This is a genomic window from Polycladomyces abyssicola (assembly GCF_018326425.1).
Taxonomy (GTDB): domain Bacteria; phylum Bacillota; class Bacilli; order Thermoactinomycetales; family JIR-001; genus Polycladomyces; species Polycladomyces abyssicola.
The window spans coordinates 2425674-2451298 of sequence record NZ_AP024601.1 but is presented as its reverse complement, the minus strand read 5'-3'; the positions used below and the strand labels follow the sequence as shown (position 1 = coordinate 2451298).

Annotated in this window: 29 protein-coding genes; 24 read left to right on the top strand and 5 right to left on the bottom strand. The window is 53.0% G+C overall.

Annotated features, from left to right (window positions below; translation table 11 throughout):
• Nucleotides 1-309: 309 nt before the first annotated feature.
• The 6 genes from shc (at nt 310) to KI215_RS12315 (ending at nt 5607) form a co-directional block, all read left to right on the top strand.
• A complete protein-coding gene (shc, locus tag KI215_RS12340) occupies nt 310-2214 on the top strand; it encodes a squalene--hopene cyclase (protein WP_246512106.1) in 1905 nt (634 codons plus the stop codon).
• A gap of 346 nt (nt 2215-2560) precedes the next feature.
• A complete protein-coding gene (locus KI215_RS12335; protein WP_212773022.1) occupies nt 2561-3007 on the top strand; it encodes a sugar phosphate isomerase/epimerase family protein in 447 nt (148 codons plus the stop codon).
• Nucleotides 2997-3299 (top strand): sugar phosphate isomerase/epimerase family protein, encoded by a 303-nt coding sequence (locus KI215_RS12330; protein WP_212773021.1) that lies wholly within the window; start codon nt 2997-2999, stop codon nt 3297-3299. Before KI215_RS12335 ends, KI215_RS12330 begins: the two co-directional genes overlap by 11 nt.
• Nucleotides 3296-4456 carry a GNAT family N-acetyltransferase gene (locus tag KI215_RS12325; protein WP_212773020.1) on the top strand — a complete coding sequence of 387 codons (1161 nt, stop codon included), beginning with the start codon at nt 3296-3298 and terminating at the stop codon, nt 4454-4456. The genes KI215_RS12330 and KI215_RS12325 overlap by 4 nt, the downstream gene beginning before the upstream one ends.
• A gap of 389 nt (nt 4457-4845) precedes the next feature.
• Nucleotides 4846-5262: a CoA-binding protein gene (locus KI215_RS12320; protein WP_420830133.1), complete on the top strand. Its 417-nt coding sequence runs from the start codon at nt 4846-4848 to the stop codon at nt 5260-5262.
• A 159-nt stretch (nt 5263-5421) separates the two neighbouring features.
• Complete coding sequence (locus KI215_RS12315; protein ID WP_212773018.1) at nt 5422-5607, top strand: hypothetical protein; 186 nt, start codon at nt 5422-5424, stop codon at nt 5605-5607.
• 17 nt (nt 5608-5624) lie between these two features.
• Here the strand turns inward: KI215_RS12315 and KI215_RS12310 are convergent, their stop codons facing one another.
• The 3 genes from KI215_RS12310 to KI215_RS12300 form a co-directional block, all read right to left on the bottom strand.
• Nucleotides 5625-6929: a vWA domain-containing protein gene (locus KI215_RS12310; protein WP_212773017.1), complete on the bottom strand. Its 1305-nt coding sequence runs from the start codon at nt 6927-6929 to the stop codon at nt 5625-5627.
• A gap of 157 nt (nt 6930-7086) precedes the next feature.
• Nucleotides 7087-7734 carry an MFS transporter gene (locus tag KI215_RS12305; protein ID WP_212773016.1) on the bottom strand — a complete coding sequence of 216 codons (648 nt, stop codon included), beginning with the start codon at nt 7732-7734 and terminating at the stop codon, nt 7087-7089.
• Nucleotides 7674-8342, bottom strand: coding sequence for an MFS transporter (locus KI215_RS12300; RefSeq protein ID WP_212773015.1), 669 nt, complete (start codon nt 8340-8342; stop codon nt 7674-7676). Before KI215_RS12300 ends, KI215_RS12305 begins: the two co-directional genes overlap by 61 nt.
• A gap of 254 nt (nt 8343-8596) precedes the next feature.
• On the opposite strand from KI215_RS12300, the gene KI215_RS12295 reads away from it, so the two are divergent.
• From KI215_RS12295 to KI215_RS12270, 6 genes are all read left to right on the top strand, one after another.
• On the top strand, nt 8597-9121 hold the full coding sequence (locus KI215_RS12295) for a DUF3907 family protein (protein ID WP_212773014.1): 525 nt from the start codon (nt 8597-8599) through the stop codon (nt 9119-9121).
• A gap of 291 nt (nt 9122-9412) precedes the next feature.
• Nucleotides 9413-10096 carry a tetratricopeptide repeat protein gene (locus KI215_RS12290; RefSeq protein ID WP_212773013.1) on the top strand — a complete coding sequence of 228 codons (684 nt, stop codon included), beginning with the start codon at nt 9413-9415 and terminating at the stop codon, nt 10094-10096.
• Nucleotides 10097-10453: 357 nt separating this feature from the next.
• Nucleotides 10454-11770 carry an N-acetylglucosamine-6-phosphate deacetylase gene (gene nagA, locus KI215_RS12285; protein ID WP_212773012.1) on the top strand — a complete coding sequence of 439 codons (1317 nt, stop codon included), beginning with the start codon at nt 10454-10456 and terminating at the stop codon, nt 11768-11770.
• Nucleotides 11767-12198 (top strand): DUF309 domain-containing protein, encoded by a 432-nt coding sequence (locus KI215_RS12280; RefSeq protein WP_212773011.1) that lies wholly within the window; start codon nt 11767-11769, stop codon nt 12196-12198. Before nagA ends, KI215_RS12280 begins: the two co-directional genes overlap by 4 nt.
• A gap of 309 nt (nt 12199-12507) precedes the next feature.
• Entirely contained in the window at nt 12508-13092 is a 585-nt protein-coding gene (locus tag KI215_RS16130; protein ID WP_212773010.1) for a hypothetical protein, read from the top strand.
• Between the two features lie 37 nt (nt 13093-13129).
• On the top strand, nt 13130-13549 hold the full coding sequence (locus tag KI215_RS12270) for a Myb-like DNA-binding domain-containing protein (RefSeq protein ID WP_212773009.1): 420 nt from the start codon (nt 13130-13132) through the stop codon (nt 13547-13549).
• A gap of 302 nt (nt 13550-13851) precedes the next feature.
• Here KI215_RS12270 and KI215_RS12260 read toward each other — a convergent pair whose 3' ends face one another.
• Nucleotides 13852-13968 (bottom strand): sporulation protein YjcZ, encoded by a 117-nt coding sequence (locus KI215_RS12260; RefSeq protein ID WP_212773007.1) that lies wholly within the window; start codon nt 13966-13968, stop codon nt 13852-13854.
• A gap of 683 nt (nt 13969-14651) precedes the next feature.
• Here KI215_RS12260 and KI215_RS12255 point away from each other — a divergent pair.
• The 6 genes from KI215_RS12255 (at nt 14652) to KI215_RS12230 (ending at nt 19959) form a co-directional block, all read left to right on the top strand.
• Nucleotides 14652-14960: a hypothetical protein gene (locus KI215_RS12255; protein WP_212773006.1), complete on the top strand. Its 309-nt coding sequence runs from the start codon at nt 14652-14654 to the stop codon at nt 14958-14960.
• 193 nt (nt 14961-15153) lie between these two features.
• A complete protein-coding gene (locus KI215_RS12250; RefSeq protein WP_212773005.1) occupies nt 15154-16275 on the top strand; it encodes a mandelate racemase/muconate lactonizing enzyme family protein in 1122 nt (373 codons plus the stop codon).
• Between the two features lie 86 nt (nt 16276-16361).
• A complete protein-coding gene (locus KI215_RS12245) occupies nt 16362-16748 on the top strand; it encodes a VOC family protein (RefSeq protein WP_212773004.1) in 387 nt (128 codons plus the stop codon).
• A gap of 74 nt (nt 16749-16822) precedes the next feature.
• Nucleotides 16823-17521: a response regulator transcription factor gene (locus tag KI215_RS12240; RefSeq protein ID WP_212773003.1), complete on the top strand. Its 699-nt coding sequence runs from the start codon at nt 16823-16825 to the stop codon at nt 17519-17521.
• Nucleotides 17508-18914: a sensor histidine kinase gene (locus KI215_RS12235; protein ID WP_212773002.1), complete on the top strand. Its 1407-nt coding sequence runs from the start codon at nt 17508-17510 to the stop codon at nt 18912-18914. Before KI215_RS12240 ends, KI215_RS12235 begins: the two co-directional genes overlap by 14 nt.
• Nucleotides 18915-19086: 172 nt before the next feature.
• Nucleotides 19087-19959, top strand: a complete 873-nt coding sequence (locus KI215_RS12230; RefSeq protein ID WP_212773001.1) for a hypothetical protein — start codon at nt 19087-19089, stop codon at nt 19957-19959.
• A gap of 53 nt (nt 19960-20012) precedes the next feature.
• Here KI215_RS12230 and KI215_RS12225 read toward each other — a convergent pair whose 3' ends face one another.
• Nucleotides 20013-21098 (bottom strand): isocitrate/isopropylmalate family dehydrogenase, encoded by a 1086-nt coding sequence (locus KI215_RS12225; protein WP_212773000.1) that lies wholly within the window; start codon nt 21096-21098, stop codon nt 20013-20015.
• Nucleotides 21099-21390: 292 nt separating this feature from the next.
• On the opposite strand from KI215_RS12225, the gene nagZ reads away from it, so the two are divergent.
• The 6 genes from nagZ (at nt 21391) to KI215_RS12195 (ending at nt 25609) form a co-directional block, all read left to right on the top strand.
• Nucleotides 21391-23166: a beta-N-acetylhexosaminidase gene (gene nagZ / locus KI215_RS12220; protein ID WP_212772999.1), complete on the top strand. Its 1776-nt coding sequence runs from the start codon at nt 21391-21393 to the stop codon at nt 23164-23166.
• A 51-nt stretch (nt 23167-23217) separates the two neighbouring features.
• Nucleotides 23218-23607 carry a DUF948 domain-containing protein gene (locus tag KI215_RS12215; RefSeq protein WP_212772998.1) on the top strand — a complete coding sequence of 130 codons (390 nt, stop codon included), beginning with the start codon at nt 23218-23220 and terminating at the stop codon, nt 23605-23607.
• A 29-nt stretch (nt 23608-23636) separates the two neighbouring features.
• On the top strand, nt 23637-23978 hold the full coding sequence (locus tag KI215_RS12210; protein WP_212772997.1) for a YtxH domain-containing protein: 342 nt from the start codon (nt 23637-23639) through the stop codon (nt 23976-23978).
• Between the two features lie 234 nt (nt 23979-24212).
• Nucleotides 24213-24647, top strand: a complete 435-nt coding sequence (locus tag KI215_RS12205) for an EamA family transporter (protein ID WP_212772996.1) — start codon at nt 24213-24215, stop codon at nt 24645-24647.
• 19 nt (nt 24648-24666) lie between these two features.
• On the top strand, nt 24667-25017 hold the full coding sequence (gene ytxJ, locus KI215_RS12200; RefSeq protein WP_212772995.1) for a bacillithiol system redox-active protein YtxJ: 351 nt from the start codon (nt 24667-24669) through the stop codon (nt 25015-25017).
• Nucleotides 25018-25060: 43 nt separating this feature from the next.
• Nucleotides 25061-25609, top strand: a complete 549-nt coding sequence (locus KI215_RS12195) for an RNA polymerase sigma factor (RefSeq protein WP_205493545.1) — start codon at nt 25061-25063, stop codon at nt 25607-25609.
• The last annotated feature ends 16 nt before the right edge of the window (nt 25610-25625 follow it).

Here is a 25625-nt window from a genome sequence, read left to right as displayed (position 1 = left end):
CCTCCTCTTCATAAACAGGGTGCTGGAGGAAAAACGGGCATTGACCCCTGCATGAACTTTATCAATCATTTGTAGCCGGGCAAACCCTAACAAGGGGGAACCCGGCTTTTTCTATGCAATCTTCCTTTTTCAGGTTGTTGACAAAGTCACGCGAGTTCCGATTTCCCGTCTTCGCTGCATACTCGACGGGAAATCGCGTACCCGGAATTGCGCTACTCCAACCACTTTGTCAGGCAGTCTCTTTTCTTTTTTTCTCCCCCGCTGAATAAGGTGGTAGGTAGCAGGGAGAAAGAACGGAGGGGGAGAGACATGTCTTTGATGGAACGGGTGGAAGCGACAATCGACCGTTTGCGTGAAACCTTGCTACGGTGTCAGGAAGCCGACGGCCGGTGGATTTTTTGTTTTGAAAGCGGCGTTATGACGGATGCCTATATGATCTTGCTGATGAAGTTGTTGGAAGTGCGGGATAAACGGTTGGAAGAGGGATTGGTGGAGCGGATTCTGGCCAGACAGGACAAAGACGGGATTTGGCGGGTGTACGAAGATGAGACCGAAGGAAATTTGTCTGCGACGGTGGATGCCAGTGTGGCCCTGATGTATGCTGGCGCCTGGCAAAAGAGGAGCTGGGACGCGAGACGGGTACGCGAATACGTCCTGCACCGAGGCGGCTTACGACAAGTGGGTTCACTTACCCAAGTAGTCCTGTCACTATTGGGGCATCTCCCTTGGGACCGGTATCCCAGGGTACCGATAAAGTTTTTACTGCTGCCCCTGTGGTTTCCCGTCAATCTGTTTGATTTGGTCGGATTTACCCGCGTTCATGTGGTGCCCATACTGGCGGCGGCGGATCGGAAGTATGTGGCCTGGCTTCCGGAACGGCCCGATCTGTCCGGTTGGGAAGGGATGAAACCGGATGATCTCCCGTCCATCCTGTCGGATTCGCCATTGAACGAGTGGGTAAACGGCGCTTTCGCATCGTATCCCGCCGGAGCATTCGGAACATTGTCCAGACGCGAGGAAGCGTTGAAATGGGCGGAGGCGTTCATGCTTGGATGGTTGGAACCCGACGGCACGCTGTATAGTTACTTTACCTCGACGTTTTTGATGGTGTTTGCTTTGTTGGCGCTGGGTTATCCCAAGGATCATCCGGTCTTGGTGCGGGCGATGCAGGGATTGCGAGCGTTTGTCTGTCCGTTGGATGAGGGTCTTCATCTGCAGGAAACCACTTCCATTGTATGGGATACATCCCTGATCACGTATGCATTATTGAAAAGTGGCTTGAAGCCGGATCATCCTGCCATCGAGCGGAGTCTCCGTTATCTGTTGTCCCGTCAACAGACGAAACGATCGGACTGGGAGCTGAAAAATCCGGGTGTGCCTGCGGGAGGATGGGGTTTTTCCGATATCAACACCCTGAATCCGGATATGGACGACACATCGGTTTGTTTGCGTGCATTGACGCCAGCCGCATGTCAACTGGGAGGAGAATACCGGTCAGCGTGGGAGCGCGGCATGACCTGGATGATTTCCATGCAGAACCAGGACGGCGGCTGGGCGGCATTTGAAAAAAATACGGACAAGAAATGGCCGCGTTGGTTGCTGCCGTTTCACGACTCCCGCACGGTGTGGACCGACCCGTCCACGGCCGACCTGACCGGCCGAACACTGGAGTGTGTGTGCCGGTATACTGGGTTGGATCGCCGTCATCCGGTGATCAGAAGAGCCGTCACATGGTTGACGGAACATCAGCAGTGGGACGGATCGTGGTTCGGCCGTTGGGGGATCGCGTACGTGTACGGAACGTGGGCGGCATTGACCGGTTTGGCCGCAGCGGGTTGGGATTTGCGTCACCCGACTGTACAACGGGGCGTTCGTTGGCTGTTACGCGTGCAACGCCCGGACGGCGGCTGGGGGGAATCTTGTCGGAGCGATCAGGAGCGGCGATATGTACCGCTTTCCTTCAGTACTCCTTCCCAGACGGCGTGGGCCCTTGATGCACTAATAGCTGTACATGATCGACCGACGCCGGAGATCAAGGCGGGTGTCCGTTGTCTTCTGGAACTGCTGGAAAAGAAAGATCCCCGCGTCTTCCGATATCCTACAGGTGCTGGCTTGGCTGGGCAATTTTACATTCATTATCACAGTTATGGCTACATATGGCCGCTTTTGGTCTTGTCCCACTACCGAAACAAATACGGTCATGCCGACAAATAACGACAGGATTATTCCGTACAAGATCGAAATGTGAAGGTGTCATGCCTGATGGATGTACCAAGCATGGCCTGGAGCGTGTCTGGTCATCCGTGAGGGAGCAAATGCTTTCCCAGGTGTCGACTACAAGTCCTGCCGAGCGAAGACCCGGAAAAGCAGGAATGAAATCCCTGGCAACTTCCTCTAGGCGAAGCGAATTTTGCCCACGGCCTGCGCTCCGGGTCTTAAGCGGCCATGCCCTACTTCCCTGAGGGTGCAGGCAGTGCGAACCGGGAAAGCAATTGGACAGTATTCACCAGATACGCCTTAGTTTAGACATTTGCGCAAGAAGCAGAGGGGGGAAACGTCTATGCCTCAAATCGGACTTCAACTGTACACCTTGCGGCGGGAAATGGGACAGGATATGGCGACCGTGCTGCACACCATTGCCCGGATGGGTTACCGCGGGGTGGAATTTGCCGGATTTTACGGAAAATGCGCAGAGGAGATCCGGCAGTTGCTGCAGGAGACCGGATTGCATCCGATCGCCAGTCATGTGGGATTGCAGGAGCTGAAAACATCTCTCCCGGACGTGATTTCCTTTCATCAGACCATCGAATGCGACACGCTGATTTGCCCGTGGGTGGAGCCGGGGCGGTTCACCCAAATGGATGAGGTGCAAGCGTTGGTTCGCGATCTGATTGACATTGCCCGTGTATGTCGGGTGCACGGTTTGCGGTTTGGTTATCATCACCACGACTTTGAACTGGAACAGCGGGTGCAAGGCAGACCGGTCGGAGGCAGGGGTGAAGGTTGAACTGGATGTTTATTGGTTGAAAAAAGCGGGAATTTCGGAAGTCGAGTATATCCATCGCTATGCCGGTCGCGTACCGTTCATACATCTGAAAGATATGGAGGATGCACCTGATCGCTTTTTCGCCGCCGTCGGTTCCGGCCTACTCGATGTGGGGGCGGTGATGTCGGCCGGGACGGAAGCGGGGACAGAATGGTTTATCGTGGAACAGGATGCGTGCAGGGAAGGAGTTTCCCCAATGGAGGAAGTGAAACGGAGTGCGGCTTATCTCAAAGCCGGAGGATGGCTGGTATGAAGGTGCGATTGCGTCCGTCCACGGACGCAGATTTCGAATTTGTGTTTGCGCTGAACAAAACTAACATGCGTCGGTACGTGGAGCGTTTGCGCGGATGGGATGATGCCGCCGAACGGGCGGACATGAAACGGAAATTCCAACCCGGAGTGGATCAGATCATCGAGGTGGACGGACATCCTGCCGGTGTTTTCGCTGTGGATCGTCGGGAGGATGAGTGGGATCTGCGTCATATCGAGCTGTTGCCCATCTTCCAAAACCGCGGGATCGGCACGACACTGATCCGGCAGTTGCTGGAGGAAGCGTACCAGCAGGGGGCGGCTGTCACACTGCAGGTGCTCAAAATGAACCCCGCCCGACGTTTGTACGAGCGACTGGGGTTTTACATTGTGGGGGAAACGGAGATCAAATATCGGATGAAAGCAAAGGAGGAGAGAAACATGCGAATCGCCCTGTTTTCCGACATTCACGGAAACGTAACGGCCCTGAAGGCGGTGTTACGGGAAATCCGTGAGCGGGGACCGTTTGATGCCGTGGTGTGTGCGGGAGATATCGTCTTTCTGGGTCCTTCCCCGGAGGAAGTAGTGGATCTCTTACGGGCGGAAGGCGTCGCGATGGTGCGCGGCAATTGCGATGATATGGTGACAGGACAACTGCCGATCGAAACGGAAGCCGCTTCCGATCCGGTACGGATGGAACGGTTTCGTGCCCATCTGGAGTGGAATCGAAGACGGTTGGGTGAAGAACGGCTGGACTTCCTCCGCTCGTTGCCGGTGACGCTGACATTTGATCCCGCTCCCGGTCAAGCCTTGTTGGTATGCCACGCTTCCCCGGTATCCACGCACCGACCGTTACCCCGGCCGGATCTGTTGAGAACGGAAGGTGAAAAATATTACGGTGAAACGGAAGCACGCGTCATCGCTGCCGGTCATTGGCATCAGCCTTCCGTAACGTTGTTGGGAGATCGGATCGTGTTGAACGTTTCTTCTGTTTCCATCCCCGGGGACGGACGGCCGATCGCCTGTTACACGGTCGCCGAGTGGCAGGACGGTATATGGAGCTTTGAGCAATATCGGGTTGACTATGACCTTGCACCGGAAATCCACCGGATCCGGGAACGAAACATGCCCCAGCCACCGTGGCCGAAGCTGGAGGAATGATAGATGAGCGGAAATCATCTGGGTTGTGGTGCAAGAGTCATCATGGGAGCGGTAAAAAGGAGGGCTGTGGGATCGATCGCTTCACACCGCACAAGGGATGGGCACATCTCGTTCGGTGATGAATACAACGATCAATCCACAGCTCCTCGAGCGGGGAGGTGAAGGGGACAATGGAAGCGGAATCATTGTCCTTACTTCTATTATTCCTGGGATTTTCTCTGTTGAAAATACAGAAAAATATTCCATCCAGAAATTGATACAGATGGAGGCATTGGGGTGTCCGAAAGTGAAGCGGGTGTTTTTTGCCTGCTCCTGCGGTATAGTAAGTGGTGAATCCAGATCAAATCGTTTGATTTACCAGACAAGACCTTTGTAAAGGAGCGGTTGTGATGCATCAAAACCCGAGTGATGCCGAGCGGCGCGAAATTTTGTCATCGGCCCGAAACATCGCCGTCGTCGGATTGTCCGACAACCCGGAGCGAACCAGCTATATGATCGCCAAAGCCATGCAGGATGCCGGTTATCGGATTTTTCCCGTCAATCCCAATCTGTCCGGTCCGGTGTTGGGAGAAAAGCCGTATGCTTCGCTGTTGGAGATCAACGAACCGATCGATATCGTCGATGTGTTCCGCCGCAGTGAGCATGTGATGCCGGTTGCCGAGGAAGCGGTGAAAGCGGGGGCTAAAGTGCTGTGGTTGCAACAGGGAGTTGTGAATGAGGAAGCGGCCGATTATGCCAAAAAACACGGCATGACCGTCGTGATGGACCGTTGCATCAAGGTGGATCATGCCTTGTTGGTGCGTTGACGCACAGGAGGCACACTCAGATCCCAATCACAAGCTCCTTGATTTTTCCCTGATCAAATTGGGTGACCTATGGTTGCAACACGTCGTGGCCCGCTTCATAATAAAGTTAAGGAATGGTTAACAGTCAGCACATCAACGAACACCGAAGAGGTGATTCAGGTGGAAACAATGAAGTTGTCCACGCTGGTACTGACTGTTTCACCCGATCTGTACGATCTGTTGAAGGAAGAGGAGCTGAACTCCCACATCGTTATCCGGGGAGACGTGTCTTCCATCGGCCCGGAGGACCTGAATGAAATCATCGCTCGCACGATCGAGTATCACCATAGCGCCCCTTATCACTAAGGGGCGCGTTGTTGTGTTCATTCGTATTTCTTTTGCATCTCCTGCTGTTTCTGTTCGATAAATGCCTGCAGCTTGTCTCTTTTCTCGGTCAAGATTTGGTCCAGCTCATCATACCGCTGTTGTCGGTAGGCTTCCAACGCATTGTATCGATCGCTGATTTTGCTGCTCAGGTCGGAATACTGACCGTCCTGCAGTTTGTTTTTGCGATCCAGAAATGACAGTGCGCTTTCAAGATGCTGTCGCTCTGTCTGCAGTTTGTTGGCGAACTGACTGCCGGAAAAACCGGCAATCAACTGCAGCCGTTGCCATTTGGCATTGTATTGATTGTTGACATCAATCCAGTTGGTGTTGCCCCAGTTGGTCCAGGCCAACCACATTTGGGTGTATTGCTGTTCCAGATACATCTCCAGCTCCTGTTGATCCTGGGCTGTCGAAAATTCCCCGCCACCGGCGTCGGCCACCGCCTGCAACGCTTTTTGCCCGGCATTGTCCACATCAAATCCGATAATGTTGACCACTGCATGGATGTTGGATTGATGCAAAGACTGTGCCGCAGCCACCGGATCGCCGCCACAGGTTTCGATGCCGTCGCTGACGATGTAGACGATATTCTCCGTGTTGGGGCCGTTGTTTGCGACCAAGTCCGATTGGGCATCACGGATGGCCTTGGCGAGCGGTGTCCATCCCGCCGGACGGAAACGTCCCAGCGCTTGTTGGAATCGGGTGGCATCATAGGCACCGGAGGGATACACCACTTCGCTGCTCTTGCAGGACATCGCTTTGTCCTTGGCTTGGTTGGTCCCTTTGTGGCCATAGACCCGCAGGGAAACGGTGGTCCCGTCCGGAAGTTGGGAGGCAAACCGCCCGATCGCCTCTTTGGCCTGTTCCATTTTGGTTTTCCCGTCGATTTTCCCGGCCATGCTGCCGCTCGCGTCCAGTAGGATGGCGACATTCAGCTTTTTGGCGTCCGGGGCGTGAACGCGCAAGTCATCCGGTGTTTTGTTGCGGATTTCGAAGGAAGTGTCGAAGTGGTCCAGCTTGTCCACGATCGGTTTGTAATTCTCAGCCAAATAATAGATCAGCTGGTTGTACAATTGATCGGTGGAAAGGCCGTTCGGCAATTTGGCCAATTCACTTTGCAGGGCCGCCGCGTCATAGTCGTAACCCGCATATTTGCCCGGCCCTTCCTTGACCATTCCTTCCGGCGTTGTGGCTGCGCGGAAATCTTCGGGCTTGATTTTTTGCCAAGGTTTCAGCGGTTCTGTTTTTTTGGATTGAGGTTTTGTCTGTTCAGGTTTGGTTGTCTGTGCCGCTTGTATCAACAAAGAGCATCCCGAAAGCAACAAAATGGAAAAAATAATGACAAGGGACAACCACTTCTTCACATGATCACCTCGGATGGGTTGAGTTGACAAGTTTCATGGTACAACACGGTGAAATGAAAATCACTACGAAAAATGTTTTAAATGTAAGAGGTCATCAAAACGGAAACGAATGCTGCCGATCGGCGGGAACCGACTTCGCCGAGCGCAACAACCGGGGCAGGCGGATGCTCATGATCATAGCGTAAAGGATCAATCCGGCACCGGAGACGATAAACACCTGGCTCACTCCGATCCACTCGGCCAGCCAAGCGCCGACCATCGGGGCGATCAGGATGGCGGCGTTTTGTACGGCGGTGACAACACTGCTCACCCGTCCCATCAAGTGTTCCGGGGTTTCGGTCTGCAACAGGGTACTGAAGGAAACCGTGGAAAATGGGTTAGCAAAACCGACGATGCCCCACACACAGGCATACAGAACCAAATCCCGCGGCATCCATCCCAAACTTCCCAGTCCGTTGATCATTGTCAACAGCCCGAACACCACATGGGAACCCAGGATCAATCCCAACGGGTGCGGGGCTTTTCGCCATGCTCCCACCACGATCGAACCGATCACGTTGCCGCAACCGACCACGGCCACCAGCGTACCGTAGGCGGTGGAAGGCATTCCCATCAAGCGGGTCCAAACGGAACCCAAGCCCTCGATCAAAAAGATCATCCACATGGCGATGGAGGAACAAATCAGCCCGAACAGGAGAACAGGCCGTGCTCCGATGTGACCGACTCCCTCTCGAAATTCCAACCAAAAGGGTTGTGTTTTCCTTCTGATAGTACCGATCTTGTTTTCGGTAAAAATATCAAGGAACAAGCGGATAATACGAAACCGACCGCTTCCACCAAAAAGGCCGTTTGTGGGGATGTCACCGTCAAAAGTGCCGCTCCCAGTGAGGGGCCGAGCACTTTGGTGGCGGTCAGCACCGTCTGACTGAGTGCGTTGGCTTGTTTCAGCAGATCTGCCGGAACGGTGCTGCGGATCATCCCTTGCCGTACGGGATCGAACATCGCGCCGCATGTACCCTTCAAAAAGACAAGCAACAGGAGCAAGTAGAAGTTGTCCACCCAATACAGTCCCAATACGAGCAACACCCGGGCGATGTCACAGCCGATCATGATCGTCTTGCGCGGATAGCGATCACTCCAAACCGCCAGGAGCGGACCGCACACGATCCACGGCAACCCGAAGACGACGAGAAATATCCCCATTTCACCCGGACCCATTTTCCACTGAAACACCAAAATGGCGTTTAATGCGATGAAATCCAGCCAATTGCCCAAATCGGAAAAAATTTGACCGGTGATCAACAGACGAAACGGACGGACTTTTAGTGGCAAGAACAGATGGACTTTCATCGTAAGCTCCTTTATCATCAAAAATGAGATCACCCTGTTTTCCTATCCCATTGTATCAATTTTGGAGCATTATATTAGCAATATTTTAAAAATAACATTTCAGATCAGTCCTGACTCTGGCTTGCGCGCTGGTGCCATGGTTGGGGATGAACCTTCTGGTGATGGATTCCGCTGTCTGTTGTCACCCCAAACATGTTATACTTAACGTGAAGCCAACGATATGGATGATTCTTCAAGGGGGTACTCGCAACAGCATGCCTGCCGAGCAGACCAAAGAGTTGTGTGTGTTGACTCGCGAAAAACTGAAAGAAGCCAAGACGATGTTGGAGTCCTTTCTGAACTACACCAGTGTTCCGCAGCTATTGGAAGAGACCGATGACCGAGAGGGGATGGAGGAATATTACCGGGAATTTCTGAGTGATCTCCGGCACCTGAGCGTAGCCTGCGAAATCGGTTATGAGAAGGTCAGCCTCGTTCTCCGTCGTGCCAAGTTTAATCAGGATTTCGCGGAAAAAGTCCTCAGCGAAATTGTGCACACATGTGTGTACAATTTCTACTATCCCCGGAACGAGGTGTACGAAGAGGACGGACGGTACTGCTACACCAGCATGGACGCGATTTCGTTTCGCAGGAAACCGGCGGAGTCGCTTAGGCAGCTCGTGCTGACACTATCCAAAATCTTTGAGCAGCTTCGTGATGAACTGGAATATTACGAGACGGACTACATCACGCGGGTGCGGATGCAGAAGCACATCACCAACGTATCATCCGCAACGTAAATCATATGGGAAAAAATGAGCGGGAGAGAAAAATCCCGCTTTTTTTCGTGAAAAATTTGTCGAAAAACCGTGACAAGATTTGTCGAATACGATACAATCAAAGCGTTATTTCCGTGGCACGGTTGTGATCGGTATAGGTGTGAAATACTTCGGATCGAGCAGAAAAAGGGAAGAGGAGGAATCTTTGATGGCAGGCTCCGGCACGGCTCTGGGGTCCGATTGGTCTTTTCAGCCTTCGGACAAGCTCTGGCTCTGGGGTCCGATTGGTCTTTTCAGCCTTCGGACAAGCTCTTGAGTTCCCTTGATTACCGTCGTTCCCGCGCGCGTTTGTTGCGTCGCATCGCATCGGATCCGCAAGCCTCTCACTATCTGGAATTGGCTTGGTTGGAATATCGGAAGCGCCACTATGAAGCGGCGAAAGAGACGGTGGAAAAAGCGCTTCAACAGATGCCGCAATCAGCCGAAGCACATTTGCTTCTCGCCATGATTTTTGAACGGTTGGAGAAAATGGAAGAAGCCGGAGAGATGTACCGCAAACTCCTGCGGGAACATCCCGATTTCAGCCCCGCTTACCGCGAGTACGCCCGGTATCTGCTCGCAACGGAAGGTACGATGCAAGCTGCCGAATCGCATTTGTTACGCGGTTTGGAGTTGAATCCGCGAGACGGCCTGGGACACGCCCTGTTGGCGGAGGTGTATGCCGGGACAGGTCGGCGGCGGCAGGCATTGTTGCATTTGGAAATTGCCAACTGGTATCACGAAGGGGACACGCTTTTGCACCAGCGTTGTGCCAAAGTGTTGATGCAAGTGGGGGAATTTCATCAAGCCGTAGAACACCTTCGGTTGGCAGTCGAAGCCGACCCGAGAAACAAAGAGATCCGTTCCCTGTTTCGCGTTGTGAAACGTTCGCAGGAAAAGAAACGTGCATTTTTGTTCCCGGTGTTCCCGTTCTTTCGTAAAAGGCTTCGCTCTTAGACGAATATCCTTTTCATCAAGAAAAATTCAAGCAAATATCGACAAAATTCGGGAATAATGGTACAATGTCCAACGAAGGTGAACGATGTTCATCTTCCTTGCTCAATCGTGCCGGTCATCGGTGCAACGATCCCATGACACCCACGCATGGGATCAGGCTGGCAACAGCCCGTAGCTTTAAGCTACCACGCTTCTTAACTCCTAATCTTGACCCTCTTTCATGTGGCCAGGAATCTCCTGGTCTTTTTCTTTGTGAGTGGGGGTATTGACCGATCCGACAAATTCAGGTATCCTATAACCGATATTGAGAATCAATATCAATTAAGAGTTTGATCCTTCCCTTTTGATGGAATGTGCATGGAACCCCTTTTGCCTGCCCGTCCGGCGGGCTTTTCTTTTTTATCCGTTGCAGAAGGTCGGTTGACGAGGTATCTTCAGCGGGTTAAGCTGAGAGAAAACCAAGTGCACCCTACGGGCACGGGTGAGGTGAAGGGAATGGTGCCTTCGGGCGAGTGGTCCGCCATATGCGGTCGTGTGGTGTTGGCGGATGGAATATTGGATGACGGAATGGTGGTCTTTCAAGGGGAACGAATTCTGTATGTAGGCCCGTACTTGGAGGAGTATGGGAAACGAGGACTTGTGCAAAAAACGACCGGGTTTATCTGGCCTGGCTTGATCGATGTACATGTTCACGGTGCGGGTGGGGCGGATGTGATGGACGGAACGCCGTCATCACTTCGCACCATGGCGAAAACATTGGCACGTCACGGGGTTACCGGCTTTTTGGCTACGACCATGACGATGGATCGCCCACGTCTGGAGAGGGCGTTGGCCAATGTTGCCGCAGAAGCTCCACGAATGCGAGAAGGGGCGGAAATATTGGGTGTCCATCTGGAAGGACCGTGGATTTGTCCGCGTCATCGTGGCGCGCAAAACCCGGCGTATATCTCAGATCCCCGACCGGAGGATGCTGAATGGGCGTGGAATGCCTCTGACGGATGGCTACGATGGGTGACACTGGCCCCGGAACGGCCGGGAGCGCTGGAGTTGATTCAGCTTTTTGCCGACCGCGGTGTGGTGGTTTCCGCCGGTCACACAGGTGCGACATATGAGGAAATGCAGGATGCCATCACTGCCGGGGTGACACACGCCACACACTGTTTCAATGCCATGACCGGTCTTCACCACCGTCAACCGGGGGCAGTCGGGGCGGTGTTGACGGATGATCGCTTGACAACGGAAGTGATCGCTGACGGTTTTCATGTTCATCCCGCAGTGATTCGCTTGTTGGCCAAGGTGAAGGATAAGGACCGTCTATTGCTTATCTCCGACGGTATCCGTGCCGTGGGGCTCCCGGATGGCAGATATGAGCTGGGCGGTTTGACCGTGTATGCCAAAGAAGGGAAAGCGACACTGGAGGACGGCGGATTGGCTGGAAGTTTGCTGACGATGGACGCAGCGGTTCGCAATATAGCACGTTACGCCCATATCCCCCTATGGAAAGCAGTCCGGATGGCATCCCTCGTACCGGCGAAAAAACTGGGATTGGATGATCGGATGGGCAGTCTGGAAATCGGGAAATGGGCCAATATCGTGATGACGGACGAAAATTGCCGGGTTCTTCGCGTATGGGTGAAGGGGCGCCTGATCGCAGAAGCGGAGGAAAGGGAGTGAAACAAAGCACCATGGGTTTTCATCCGCTGTATCTTACTTTTTTCTCACACTATTACGCCGAAGAGTATTGGGAGGCGCACGAAGTGCTGGAGGAGCTGTGGCAAACCCAGCGGCACAACGACTTTTATCATGGACTGATTCAAGTGGCTGCGGTGATGCACCAGCTGAAACGGGGAAAAATCCGCGGCGCCCGCAAGCTGGCCCGCTCCGCGATCGGGTATTTGTCGACGTTTGCCCCTGAGAAGGACGGTGTCAATGTGAGCCGTGTGCTGGAGTGGTTGCAGCAGTGTCTGTCTACGCTTCCCGAAGAACCGTCGGTCCTCGACCCTCAGGAAGTGGAGGCGCTGGGTCTGGGTGTCTGTCCCCTGCCCGCCCTTCACCAGCAGAACCGAAATGAATCGAAAGATGAAAGCGACACAAACGCTTAAGAGCTAGATCTGTTATACGACCGGTGTGTTTCCATCGCCGCCGACTGGAGTAGGAAACTATTTCGGATAGGAGTATCCGGTCGTTCATAGATCCGAGGGAAAGGTGACCACTTACTGGCTAGCGACCTTTAAGTTCATTGAACAGGTGCGAGAGGAAAAAACTCAACCCAGATGCGTCCTAGTCAATCAGCAGAAAAAGTCCCCCATGTTTTGGGCGGACTTTTTTTTTGAAAGACAAGATAACGGTATGCACCATCCGGCCGGGTTCTCAATAAGTTAGAGATAGAATGAGGCAAAGGAGAGAGAACGATGAAAGGGCGCCGATGGACGGAAGAAGAAGATCGTTTGCTGGTAGACACGGTCCTCCGTTGTATCCGGGAAGGAGGATCACAATTGAACGCGTTCGCTGAAGTTGGCGGAAAGTTGGGTCGTACCCCCGGTGCCTGCGGTTTTCGGTGGAACGCGGTATTGAGAAGAAAAGAAGTGGCCGCTTTTCAGGAAGCCAAGCGGCAGCGTGTGGCCAAACAATTGAAGAAACGACAAGCCGAGGAGCCGTTCCGCTTTCAGGACATCCTTTTGTTTCTCCAAAAACATGAGGAAGAGTGGAAACGGACTCGTATGCGTGTAGAAGAGCTGGAACGCAAGAGAAAAGAACAAGAGCAGGAGCTGGCCCGACTGATGGCGGAGCGTGAACAATTCACTCAACCCGTTTTTAGCGGGGATTCGATGAACCGGTTGCTGAAGCAATATCAACAACTGCTGAAAATGTTGCGCCCGTTGGACCCGCACGGATCGGAAACGGGAGAACGGTCGACGGTACCTGCCAAACCGACGGAAGCCAATTCTTTATTGGATAAGACGAGCGTGGATACGAACAGCGACTCCCAGTCATAAACTGAGATAGAGAGCAGCCGAGAAAGAGGTGCAGTCGTTGTCCCGCTCGTGGAGTGAAGAAGAGGACCGAATGTTAATCCATTGGGTGACTTTGTGTCAAAAGGTGGGATTGACCAGAAAAAAGGTCTTTGAAAAAGCTGCCGAAAAAATCGGGAAAACGCCGAACGCTTGTTATGAACGATGGAAGCAGATTCAAAGCACCCACCAGGAGATGTCATGGATCTCGTCAAAAAAAATTCGAAACCAATGGGAACGGGAGCAAAAGCAACTGAAAGAACGGATCGATAAGTTGGAAAAAGTGATCGAATCCCAACAGAAACAATACGAAACATTGTTAAAAGAAAATCACAAGCTAAAAGGGGACATGAAGTTTTTCGAGATAATGCTGCTGGAGGAATACCAATTGTTGCTGGAGTTGTTGGGCAAACGAAATCATGCGCGCATTCATGGTTTTTGATTGCGAGTGGTATGGTCCGTGTCGGCAGCCCCCTTTTTTTCAAAGAGGGGGTTTTTACCGATACACGAATAAAGGGCCCACAATAGGGCCCTTTGCAAAAACGATGGATGGAAAAGTCCCCTGGGAAACAGGGGAGAATCAGGTCACCACCCGTAACCGAAACCGACGCCAGCGAAGACGAAGATGGTGGCGATGACCAGCAGGAAGATCAGCAGTCGACGCAAACCGATGCCGAAACCGTAACCGTAACCGTAGCTCACGCGATCATCCCCTTAAACAGAGTTTTCGTAATGCCTTCGTCCTTAGTAGCCGAAACCGACACCGGCGAAGACGAAGATGGTGGCGATGACCAGCAAGAAGATCAGCAGTCGACGTAGGCCGATGCCGAAGCCGTAGCCGTAACCGTAGCCGTAGCCCATTTTCTCCCCTCCTTTCAATGGAATCAGGGAATGTTGTTTAGCAATAGTAGCCGAAGCCGACACCAGCGAAGACGAAGATGGTGGCGATGACCAGCAGGAAGATCAGCAGTCGGCGAAAACCGATGCCGAAACCATAGCCGTAACCGTAGCCCATGAATCGTACCCCTTTTCTTCCTTTCTATACTTACGATAGAGCTTACAAGTGTAACTGATGCCGACACCGGCGTAAACAAAGATGGTGGCAATCACCAACAGGAAAATCAGGAGGCGGCAGAGGCCGAGACCAAATCCATAGCAGGCATTTTGGCTTCCTCCCTTTGTTCCTGGTTGCTATACCTTATGCTCCGCAGATTTTAGGTGTACAGGCGAATACCCGTGGGCGAAAGGACCAATTATGGGATAACATCCAAAGCACCGACAAACCAGAAAATCGTGGCGATGGTCAAAAGGTACAGCAATAGTACTCTGTAAGCAACGTCGTCGTAGTATGGAGAGAAATCGGACAAGGGAAAACACCTCTTTTTTGCTACGCTGAGGGTGATGTTTTTAGTATATGTCGTTTTACTGCTGACGGTTTGGTCTGTTGCCACGTTTGAGAAGCTGAGGGGATTTGGGCACCAAAATGGGGCGGCTGTCCGTTCCGTGCCCGGTGTGCCGACATAAGGTGAAGGAGAGGATATCAAATGATGGAGGGATTGGATATGGCGGGAAACGCGCCGTCGATCAAAGAGTTAACGCAGATGATTAACTCCATTTTAGGCCAACAGGTATTGAGCGAACGGCAATTGAAGGGCATTCTGGAGGGGGCCAGAAGAGCGGGGGAAAAAGGCGGCATGAGTGCCGTGTTGGATTATTTGCTCAATGTGACGCAAGCTGATGTGGACAAGAATGAATTACACCAATTCGCTGATTCGGTTCGTACTAATCCACAGATGGGTATGGACATCTTGCACGGCAAACGTAAAGGTCCCGGTGGCGGGGGAAAACGGTAACACTTTTTTTGAGAGGAATAATAGGGTTTTACATGATTCAGGACGCGGAACGCTGTCGGCAATTTCGACGGGTCTCCCGTCTTTTTTCTTTTCTGCTTTTTTTCGTCGGCCACTGGTATAGCGATGATCATGAAGATCAGACTAATGATATGAAGAAAAGTAAGTATAGGATTGGAGAATAAGGTGAGGTTTGATGCAAATCAAAGCGGTGGAAACTTACCCGTTGTTTTGGCGGCTCTCGGAGTCTTACGGTGATGCAAATGGATGGAAAAATTATCGGGCAAGTATGTGGTTTCGGATTTGTACCGCTTCCGGCCTCACGGGGTGGGGAGAGTGTACCGACTGGCTGCCCACATTGGTGAAGGGTTTCGAAGATCGTGTCATTCCTTATTTGCTTGGTAAAAGTTGTCTCAACCGCGGGGAGCTGGTGACCACCGTCCGCAAGTGGCATCCGCGCATCGCGGCGGGTCTCAGCATGGCGTTGACAGAGATCGTAGCCAAGCGGGCAGGGTTGTCAGTTTGCGATTTGTGGGGTGGGCGGAGGAGAAACGAGGTGCCGGTTTATGCCTCCTTCCAATCCTACACAGATCGGCCCGACTGGATTGACCGATCGGTTCACATGGTGAAACAAGCGGTGGACGAGGGCGGATTCGGTCTGGTCAAGGTAAAAGTAGGCGGAAAGCCGATCAAAGAGGATCAACAGCACATTGCCGCATTGATCTCCACCCTACGAGGAGCCGTGAAATGGGCGGTGGATGCCAATCAGAGTTACGATTTGGCTGCAGCCAGTCAGTGGATCAAAGTATTTAGCGAAAGCGATCACTGGTTGTGGTTTGAAGAACCGCTTCCATTGGATTCGGTTGCCGCTTACCGGATGCTCAGGTCTCGATGTCAGATTCCAATAGCAGGAGGAGAAAACGGTTCAAAACCGCAGCGCTTTCTATACTGGTGGCATCAGGGTGCCTTGGATGTCATCCAACCAGACCCGGCACATCTGGGTGGAGTGGGAAATTTCCTCGATACGCTCCGGATGGCCCGTCATCTCGGAGTGCGCGTGTCTCCGCACGCGTTTGACGGGATATTGTCCCGGCTATACGCCGTACTGGCGCAAAGCTGTCTCCCGCCATGGAGTAAAATGGCGGGCGAGGAGGTGGAGCCGGTGGAGTGGGATGCAATGGAGAATCCGTTATCAAACCTGTTGCCCGTTCAACCGGTCGGAGGACGGGTTCGCGTACCGGACGGCCCGGGGATCGGGGTGGAGATCGAACCTCGTTCACTTCAACAATATGTGTGGGACGGTACGATCTATCATTAGGATGGCAGGGATCGTACATACGTTCGTGGAATGAGTAAGATGTGCAACCAAATCAAAATGTTGACAGATGATTGGAGGGATTGAACTTGATCGAGAAACTAACGCATGTCACCGTGGTGGTGGATGATTATGACCGAGCCCTGACCTGGTACACGGAAAAATTGGGATTCGAGGTACAGGACAATGCCGAATACGGTCCCGGTTACCGCTGGGTGACGATCCGTCCCCGGGAGCAGCAGGATGTCGTGATTGTGCTTCATCAACCCCATGAAACGGAAACGGCGCTGCAAACAGGTAATGTGTCCCACTGGGTGTTCAGCACCCGCGACTGTCGAAAAACGGTGGAGGAACTTCGCGGCCGAGGCGTGAAGATCGTGCGTGAGCCGGAGGAAGTGCCGTGGGGTGTACAAGCCATCTTTGAAGACTTATACGGCAACCACTTCGTGCTGGTCCAACCTGCTGAAGGGATATAGTGATCACAACTTGCCAACCCCCTCACACGTTCTCTATGCTGAAATGGGAGCAGGGAACGGAGAGGGGGTTTTTTATGCGGATTTTGGTAGCGGAGGATGATTCAGCTGTTTGTGAGATGCTGTCATTATTTTTTGATAAAGAAGGGTTTACCGCCCAATTTGTCCATGACGGTCAAACGGCATGGGAAATATGGAAAAGTCAACCGTTTGATCTGTTGATCTTGGATTGGATGTTGCCCAAAATGGACGGGATCACGATCTGCCAACGCGTCCGTCGGGAATCTGACGTTCCCATCATCCTGTTGACTGCCCGGACACAGGAGTCGGATCAGGTGTTGGGTTTGGAAATCGGGGCGGATGATTACGTGACCAAACCATTCAGCCCACTGGCGCTAATGGCCAGGATCAAAGCGATCAGACGGCGGTGTTACCTCAAGGAGGACGATACAGAAGGAGACTGGATCCGCACCCGGCATTTTGCCGTACGGTGTGAAACGAGGGAAGTATGGCGGGACGGCGTGAAGATCGAGCAGTTGACCCCCAGGGAATTTGATCTGTTGTGCCATTTTCTGCGTCATCCGCGCCGTGTGTTTTCACGTGAGGAGTTGTTGGATGCCGTCTGGGGATACGATTTCTATGGAGACGAGCGCACGGTCGATGCGCATATCAGGCGGTTGCGAAAAAAGATTGCCGTCCCGGGAAAGGAATGGATTCATACCGTGTGGGGTGTGGGGTACAAGTGGGAAGATGCCGAAGCTGATGAAAAACGGTAAGTTATTTCACAAGATGTTAGCCGCACAGATCGCGGTGTTGATGACGGCTGTCTTTCTGATGTCAGGGATCACATCGGTGGTGGTCCAAAACTTTTTGTATCAGCAAAAATGGCGGGAATTGAGGGAGATTGGCCAAACAGTGATTCCCAATACCTCTACGGATAGTGAATTGCTACGTCGATGGAGACAATTGTGGCCGGTGTTGAGCGCCAGAGACATCCATGTACTGCAAGTTGACGGACAAGGGCGGGTATTGTTTCCAACCGGGTTAAGGGGAAGCGGTGTCACGATCAGTTCCGATGTGAAAAACCGGTTGATGCATGGAAAAGTGGTAGTCGGACGGGAGCGGATCGGTAATCAACCGGTGACGTGGGTGATTTTCCCGGACAAAAATCAAACAGAATTGCGGGCGTGGATTCTTTTTTCACCAGTGGAAGGAATTCAGCGGGCGATCCGGCGGATCCGTGTTGGATTCCTGTTGGCTGCAGCGGTCGCGTTGGTGGTGGCGCTGCTGCTCAGTGGATGGTTCACGCGGGGATGGGCCCGTCGTATTGAAGCTTTGCGCAGGTTGGCCAGTGAGATTCGGCAGGGACGTTATCATGCACGTGCAGAGATGAAAAACGGCCCACTGGAATTGGTGGAGCTGACCAGAGATCTGAATGCCATGGCTGAGCGGTTGGCAGTGTGGGAGAAGGAGATCCGTCAATTCGAACTGCGCCGGCAGCAGTTTGTCTCCGACGTTTCCCATGAATTGCGCACGCCGCTCACCTCCATACGCGGGTGGTTGGAAGGATTGGAGTCAAGTTTGACAACGGAAGAGGAGCGGATGAGAGCGGTGGCATCCATGAAGCGGGAGACGATGCGGTTGATTCGTTTGATCAACGAATTACTCGATTTGGAAAAGATTCGGGCCGGGAAAATCGAGTTGAAAAAGGAGCAAATTCCGATCGCCGAGGTGTTGGAGATCGTGGCCGAACAACTGGGCCCCGCAGCCGAGGAAAAAGGGTTGCGGTTGGAAATCGACGCACCTCGGGATCTGATGGTCACCGCCGATTACGACCGATTGATGCAAATCCTCATCAATCTGGTGAAGAACGGACTCCAATTCACCGAACATGGATGGGTGCGCGTCACGGCAGACAAAGCCGACGACGGAACCCGGATTCGGGTGGAGGATACAGGGATCGGGATGACGGAGGAGCAACTGACCCGGATTTGGGATCGATTTTTCAAAGCAGATCCCTCCCGCTCACGACAAGGAGGGGAAACAGGACTGGGCTTGGCCATCGTCCGTCAATTGGTGAAGTCCCATGGTGGCCAGATTTGGGTGGACAGCACACCGGGAAAAGGCACCTGTTTCACCATTTGGTTACCGGATGGAAACAGGGGATGATTCGGATGTCCTTCATCATTTCTTCCTTGCAGGGCAAAGATAGAGCAAGCCGGGAAAGCGATGCAGATGATATTCCATGCCCCCGATTATGTTTCGTCGCAGCTTCGTCATCATTTCGTCATGATTTGTGGTTAAGATAATAGACAAAAGTTTGATGACGGGAGTGAGACACATGCTCAGACTGAAAACGGTGATCATCACGGGAACTGCGGCGGGATTGTTGATCAGTGGCGTAATGGGGGTTCAACATATCGCGCAGGCAAAGCAAAGCGGATCGACTCCGTTTTCGTGGTTCGCATCCACAGCCCGCACTCAGCTGTTGAGCAATGGGGAGACAACAACAGATGCGAAAAAAGACAAACAGCTACTGGTACAGCAGGTTGCGCAGTATCTGGGTATCAGTGTGACCGAAGTCCAGTCCCTGCTTGATCGTGGAACCCTCCCCAGACAGTTGGTACCGGCGGCAGTGATCGCCAAATTGAGCGGACAAAAAATCGAGACGGTTCTGGCAGCAAAAAAGGGGAAAACTTGGGGGCAAGTTGCGGAATCTTTCCATGTTGACCGTCAGGCGTTCAGACGGGAACTGTCGCGAATACTGCCGAAGGATCGTCTGATCCGGTTGTTCCTGCACCGTCATCCGGAAGTCGCGTTGCAGACGGTAGCTTCCTACTTGGGAAAAGATCCGCAACAACTGAGCCAATTGATCCAACGCTATCAATTGAAGCCGCGTGACGTTGTCAAAGCAGCAGTGTTGGCCAAAGCAAGCGGGAAAGACATCGCGCAAGTGGTCGCGATGAAAACATCGCAAAAACAGTGGCGCGACGTGGCGGCATCATTGGGATTAAAGCGAGAGGATGTGCGGGATGAAGTGCAGCAATTGAAAAAGATGTTCCGCCAACAGTTGAAAAAATGGCATAAGCGACATTGTCCCGATATTTCCGGTAGAGAAAAACAAACTTCAACCGGCACAACCGACGAACAGCCGCAAACGGAACGCTTGTTGGACGGGATCGATCCGTTCGCTTCGTCTTCCGATACATTGTAACGCTTTGAATATACGAATGCCCGCTCTTACGGAGAGCGGGCGTTTGCGTTTACTCAAAAACCTTGCAGCGTATTCCACACTTCCAGTTTGGTTTGCACTTTGTTGATCACTTCATTGGTAAATTCGGTGGTGGTGGCGTTGCCGCCCAAATCGGCTGTTCGTACTCCTTCGCGCACCGTTTCGATGGTGGCTTCATAGATGGCGCGAGAGGCGGCGCTGGCTTTGGGATCATTGAAATAAGTGAGCAAAGAAGCACCTGCCAGTATCATGGCCATGGGGTTGGCGATGTTCTTGCCATACAACGAAGGAGCTGTCCCGTGCGGTGCTTCCGCCATCACCACTTTCGGGTTGAAATCTTCGTCGAAGCTCATCAGGATGGATTCGGCACCGGCGATCGATCCGAACAACTGCAATACCAAATCACTCAAACAATCGCCGTCCCGGTTGAGGGCCGGTATCACCATCGGTTCCCCCGAGCTGTTGAGCAGCAAGGCATAAGTGGCATCGATCAGTTGAGGCTCGTATCGCACTTCGGGATACCGCTTGCTGGCCGCGTCCATTTCTTCCTTCAACATGCCTTCATACACGGGGCTGACGGTGTATTTGGGACCGCCAAACACTTTGGCGTTCGTCTTCTTGGCGTGACGGAAGGCGAATTCAGCCACGGCACGACACGTTTTACGGTCGATTTTTTCCGTCCGATACGCCACTTCATCCATACCTTCCCCTTCGCGCCATTCCTTGGCGCCATAGGCGTCACCGACCGCCATCCGGATGATGGAGATCGGGGCATACGTACCGGCGACCGGTCGCACGCCGGGGATTCTGCGTCCCGTGCGGACGATCACCTTACCGTCGATTTCTCGCCGCAGGATAGCGTTGGGACTGCCCACATCCCCTTTTTCCTCCGGTGTAATCGTGGCCGCTTTCAGACCGAAACCGGTCCGTTTCATCGCCTGCGCTGCTTCCAAGACAACTTGGTTGTTCGTTTTCCGGCGGTTTTCCAGACTGAGATCAAATTCCAGAAACTCCAAGTTCAATCCGATCACGTTGGGATCGAGAACACGCAGCGCTTCTTCCAATAACTCCTGGCCTGTCTGGTCTCCTTTCATCACGACGATCGATTTGACATTCGACATGATGTGTTCTCCTTTCTCCACAGTCTTCTTTTGCAGGGCGAATTTGAACAATACGCACGCTTCGCTTATTCGAACAGGACTAAATCTGGAGGCCCCATTTCATGTTACGAAACTGTGTTTCATTTCTCACCTATCCCATTATAGCGCGTGCAACCCATTACGACCAGCGGGAAAGATTCGAACAACTTTAAGGGATTTCGGATAGTCATTCCCGACCGACTGTGATAGGATGCAGGTGTGAAAAAGAATACCCCGCAGTCAACCGAAAGAAAGAGAGAAAGGAGGGAAGGGGATGAATACTGGACGGATCGGCAGATGGAGCATCACAGCGTTGGTATTCATGGTGTTGATCAGTCTTCCGTCGGCCGTTCCGCTCAACATCCGCAGCCCGTTGTCGCAGGTGGATGCCACATGGGTGAACCGGACGTTGTCCCGCATGAGTCTGGACGAAAAAGTGGGCCAGATGTTTATGGTGGGATTCCAAACGGACAGATGGGGATCGTCCTCCGGCTTCTCGGCTCATGCCCGTGAACTGATCCGCCGTCATCATGTGGGCGGTGTCATCCTGTTTTCGCGCAACCTCCAAAACCCGCGCCAAGTGGGGGAGTTGACCAATCAGTTGCAACAACTGGCCGTGGCGTCTGAGCCTCACGTACCACTGCTGATCGCTGTCGACCAGGAGGGTGGGGACATCACCCGAGTCGACGGGGCAACGGTGTTTCCCGGCAACATGGCACAGGGGGCGACGGTTGATCCGGAAATTGCTTACGTGTCGGCCAAAACGGTGGGACGGGAATTGCGCGCTATGGGAATCAACCTCAATTTGGCCCCGGTGCTGGATGTGAACAAAAATCCGGCCAACCCGGTGATCGGGGTTCGTTCGTTCGGCGAAAACCCCCGGATGGTGGCTGCGATGGGTACGTCAGCCATCCGCGGTTACCATGAGGGGGAGGTGCTGACGGCGGTCAAACATTTCCCGGGCCACGGGGACACCCATGTCGATTCCCACATTGGTCTGCCGTCGGTGACCCATGATCGCAAACGGTTGGATGCGGTCGAGTTGGTGCCGTTTCGGGAATCCATCAGGGGCGGTGCCGACATGATCATGACCGCACACATCACTTTTCCGGCTATCGATTCCACACCGGATACCCCTGTCACGTTGTCTCGCCGTGCGTTGACCGGATTGTTACGGGAGGAGCTGGGATTTCAGGGAGTGATCATTACGGACGACATGGAGATGGGTGCGATCGCCAAACGATTCGGCACACCACAAGCCGCCGTTCGGGCGATTCAAGCAGGAGCGGACATGGTTCTGGTTGCCCATTCTCTTTCCGCACAACGATCCGCGATTGCGGCAGTCAAACAGGCGGTTCAAAGTGGGAAGATTTCCAAAGAGCGAATCGATGAGTCGGTTCGTCGCATTTTACGTCTCAAAGCGGAGCGGCTGGGCAAGCATGCCGTCGCCAAACAAGTGTATGCGTACCCGGACGAAGCGGAACGGATGGTGGGAACGCCGCAGGCGGCCCGGCAAGCAGAAGCGGTTGCCGCACGCGCCGTCACGCTGGTACAGGACCCGGACCGACGTCTGCCATTGCGCCCCGAGTGGTTACCGCGCGTACTGGTGGTTTCACCCGAAAAACCGGTGGCCTTGAGCCGACGGTTGTCCGATCAGGGGTTCCGTGTGGAAGCGTTGGGGGTTGATGCCGATCCCGCAGTGGCTGAGCGTAAGCGGGCGGTGGAGAAGGCGAGAGAGGCGGATGCAGTGATCGTGGGTCTCACCGGTGCCGTATTGCACCCGCAGCAAGCGGCGTTGGTCCACCAGTTGGAGGAGACGGGAAAACCGGTTGTCGCCTTGGGCCTGAATACGCCTTATGATGTGGCTGTGTTACCGAGAAAAACGACATACTTGGCATTGTACGGCTCCAACCCCGTATCGTTGGACGCAGGTGTAAAGGCACTGACGGGCCAGATCCCGTTGAGGGGGAGACTGCCGGTCTCCATACCCGAAAGGTATCCGGTAGGAGCCGGGATTCACATTGAACGAATGGCTCGGCCGGGTCGTTAACGTTTTTCTTCTGAAATGTTGGGGAAAGAACGGGCGAGGAGGGGCAGTCCGATGTGGATTGCAATCAGTTTGATGATGATCGCGGTTTCGTTTTTGGTATTGGTCATTTTTTTGATCATTTCCTTATTGAAATGGAATCGTGCGGTGGAATCGATCGAAAAAACCGTTCGACAAGTGGAGCAACAATTGTCGGAGACATTGCAGGAATCCCGCTCCATGATGCAGGAAGTGCGGATGTTGGTTGCTGATGTCCGTGAGAAGACTGACTGGATCGATCCGCTTCTACGATCGCTTCACACCGCGGGAACCAGTTTACAGGAGCTTTCCACCGGCCTCCACCAACAAGTGATATCGGTGCGCCGTCGACTGGGCAGTGTGTTGTCCGTGGTGGGAGCGGTAATGGAGTGGTTTCTTCAACGGCAGGGACCTCGTGATAAATAAAGCAGATTTGGAAGAGAGGAGTGTGGCCGATGGCGAAAGAAACGGGTGGAAGGAATTTTTTGTTGGGGGCTGTTGTGGGCGGTTTGATCGGAGCGACTGTTGCCTTGTTGTTGACACCCAAAACGGGTCGTGAGATGCGGGAAGAGCTGGGCAAACGCTGGGATATTGCCAAGGAAAAAGGGCGGGAGTGGATGGAGGCGATTAGGGAACAGGCTGACATCACCCCGGAACAATGGGAAGAGGCCAAAGAAGTGGCCAGATCCAAATGGATCGAACTAAGTACAACTGCAGATAACATGCGAAAGGAACAGATGTGGGTCGACATCCGTAAAACGGAAGGAGAGCCGTCAGACACCCAAAAAGACGGATGATGCGGAAAATGGGAAACGGCGCTCGACTCTCAGTCGAGTGGCTTCTGAGTTAGTTAGAAAATGGAAAATATTACAGGTTAATTGCGGATGAGCGGGTGGGTAATAAATCAACAGTGTTGTCGACGGACAAGCACCAGGTTGCACCCGATTCAAAGGATATCCTGATAAGAGCGTGTCTAACCCGTTTGGACAAAACATATACATGGGACAAAAAGGTCCAAACGAGGTATGATAATGAATAAAGAAATTGTGTACGCGCTGCTGGCGGCGCTTAGTTTCGGGATCGCGCCCGTTTTTGAAAAGTTGGGGTTGTCTCGGACCGATCCCACCTTGGCGCTGTTCGTCCGCGCGTCGGTCACATCGTTGCTGGTCACGGCATTTTTGGTGACTTCCGGCAAAGCACACCTGTTTCGTGCAACCGATGCCCAGTCATTGGTGTTTGTCGTAATCGGCGGTGTATTTGGTGTGCTGTTCGCCCAGTTTTTTTATTTTAAAGCCCTGCAATACGGGGAGATCGGTCGCGTCATGCCGATCGTGGGCGGTTTCCCTGTTATCGCCTATTTCTTGTCCATTATCGTGTTTGGTGAATCAGTTACCCTAACCAAGTTGATAGGCATTGTGTTAGTGGTGGCAGGGGTGCTGTTGTTGGGAGACACCGAAGGATCTTAGTGCAGAAAGGGTGGATGAAATGAGCGAATTGCCGTTGATTACCTCGGAGGAACAATGGGAGTCTTGGTTGGAAGAATCCCGGAAACAGCCGCTGTTGCTATTGAAACACAGTACCCAATGCCCGATCAGTGCCGAAGCATTTGAAGCGTTTCGTGCTTTTTCCGGCACATCGCAGGCCAAATCCGTTCGGATGGGCGTGGTCACCGTGATTGAACATCGTCCGGTCTCCAACGCGATCGCGGAACAGCTGCAAGTCAAACATGAATCACCGCAAGCGCTACTCATCAAGGATGGAAAAGCCGTCTGGCACGCTTCCCATTGGAACGTGACTCAAGAAAGTCTGGCACAAGCGGTAGCCGCACACACCTGAAAAACGGGTTCTAACGGGAGAAAGAGGAACAGAGGAGGTTGTCATGAGCTCAAAGGAAATGCGAGTCTCATCACGGAAGTTGGTGGCGGATGACTTTATGGAACGCCTGCAACAGCATCGGCGTTACCTGTATCATATCGCCTACCGACTGACGGGAAATCCCGAGGACGCCAAAGACCTGACGCAGGAGACGATCTGGCAAGCACATCGCAAATCCAATAAATACGTTTACGAAAAGTCGCTTAAGGCATGGTTGCGGACGATGATGACCAACCGTTTCCGTGACCAGAAACGGAAAAAAAGTTTGAAGCTGGTCGCGCTGGAAGACGCGTTTATACATTCGGAACCTCCTCCGACCACCAGCATGGCCTCGGTGGAGGAGCAAGTGGAACAGCGTTTGCTTCTGGAACGGGTGAAAGAGGAGATTCAAAATCTACCCGAGATTTATCGACGCGTCATCGTATTGCGTCATTTTTACTCCCTGTCATATACTGAGATCAGTAAAGAATTGGAGATCCCGGAGGGAACAGTCAAAACGCAGCTGTTTCGTGCGCGGAAGATGTTGAAAGAGCGTTTGTCGAAAAAAGGGTAAGGAGTGGACGCGGGCG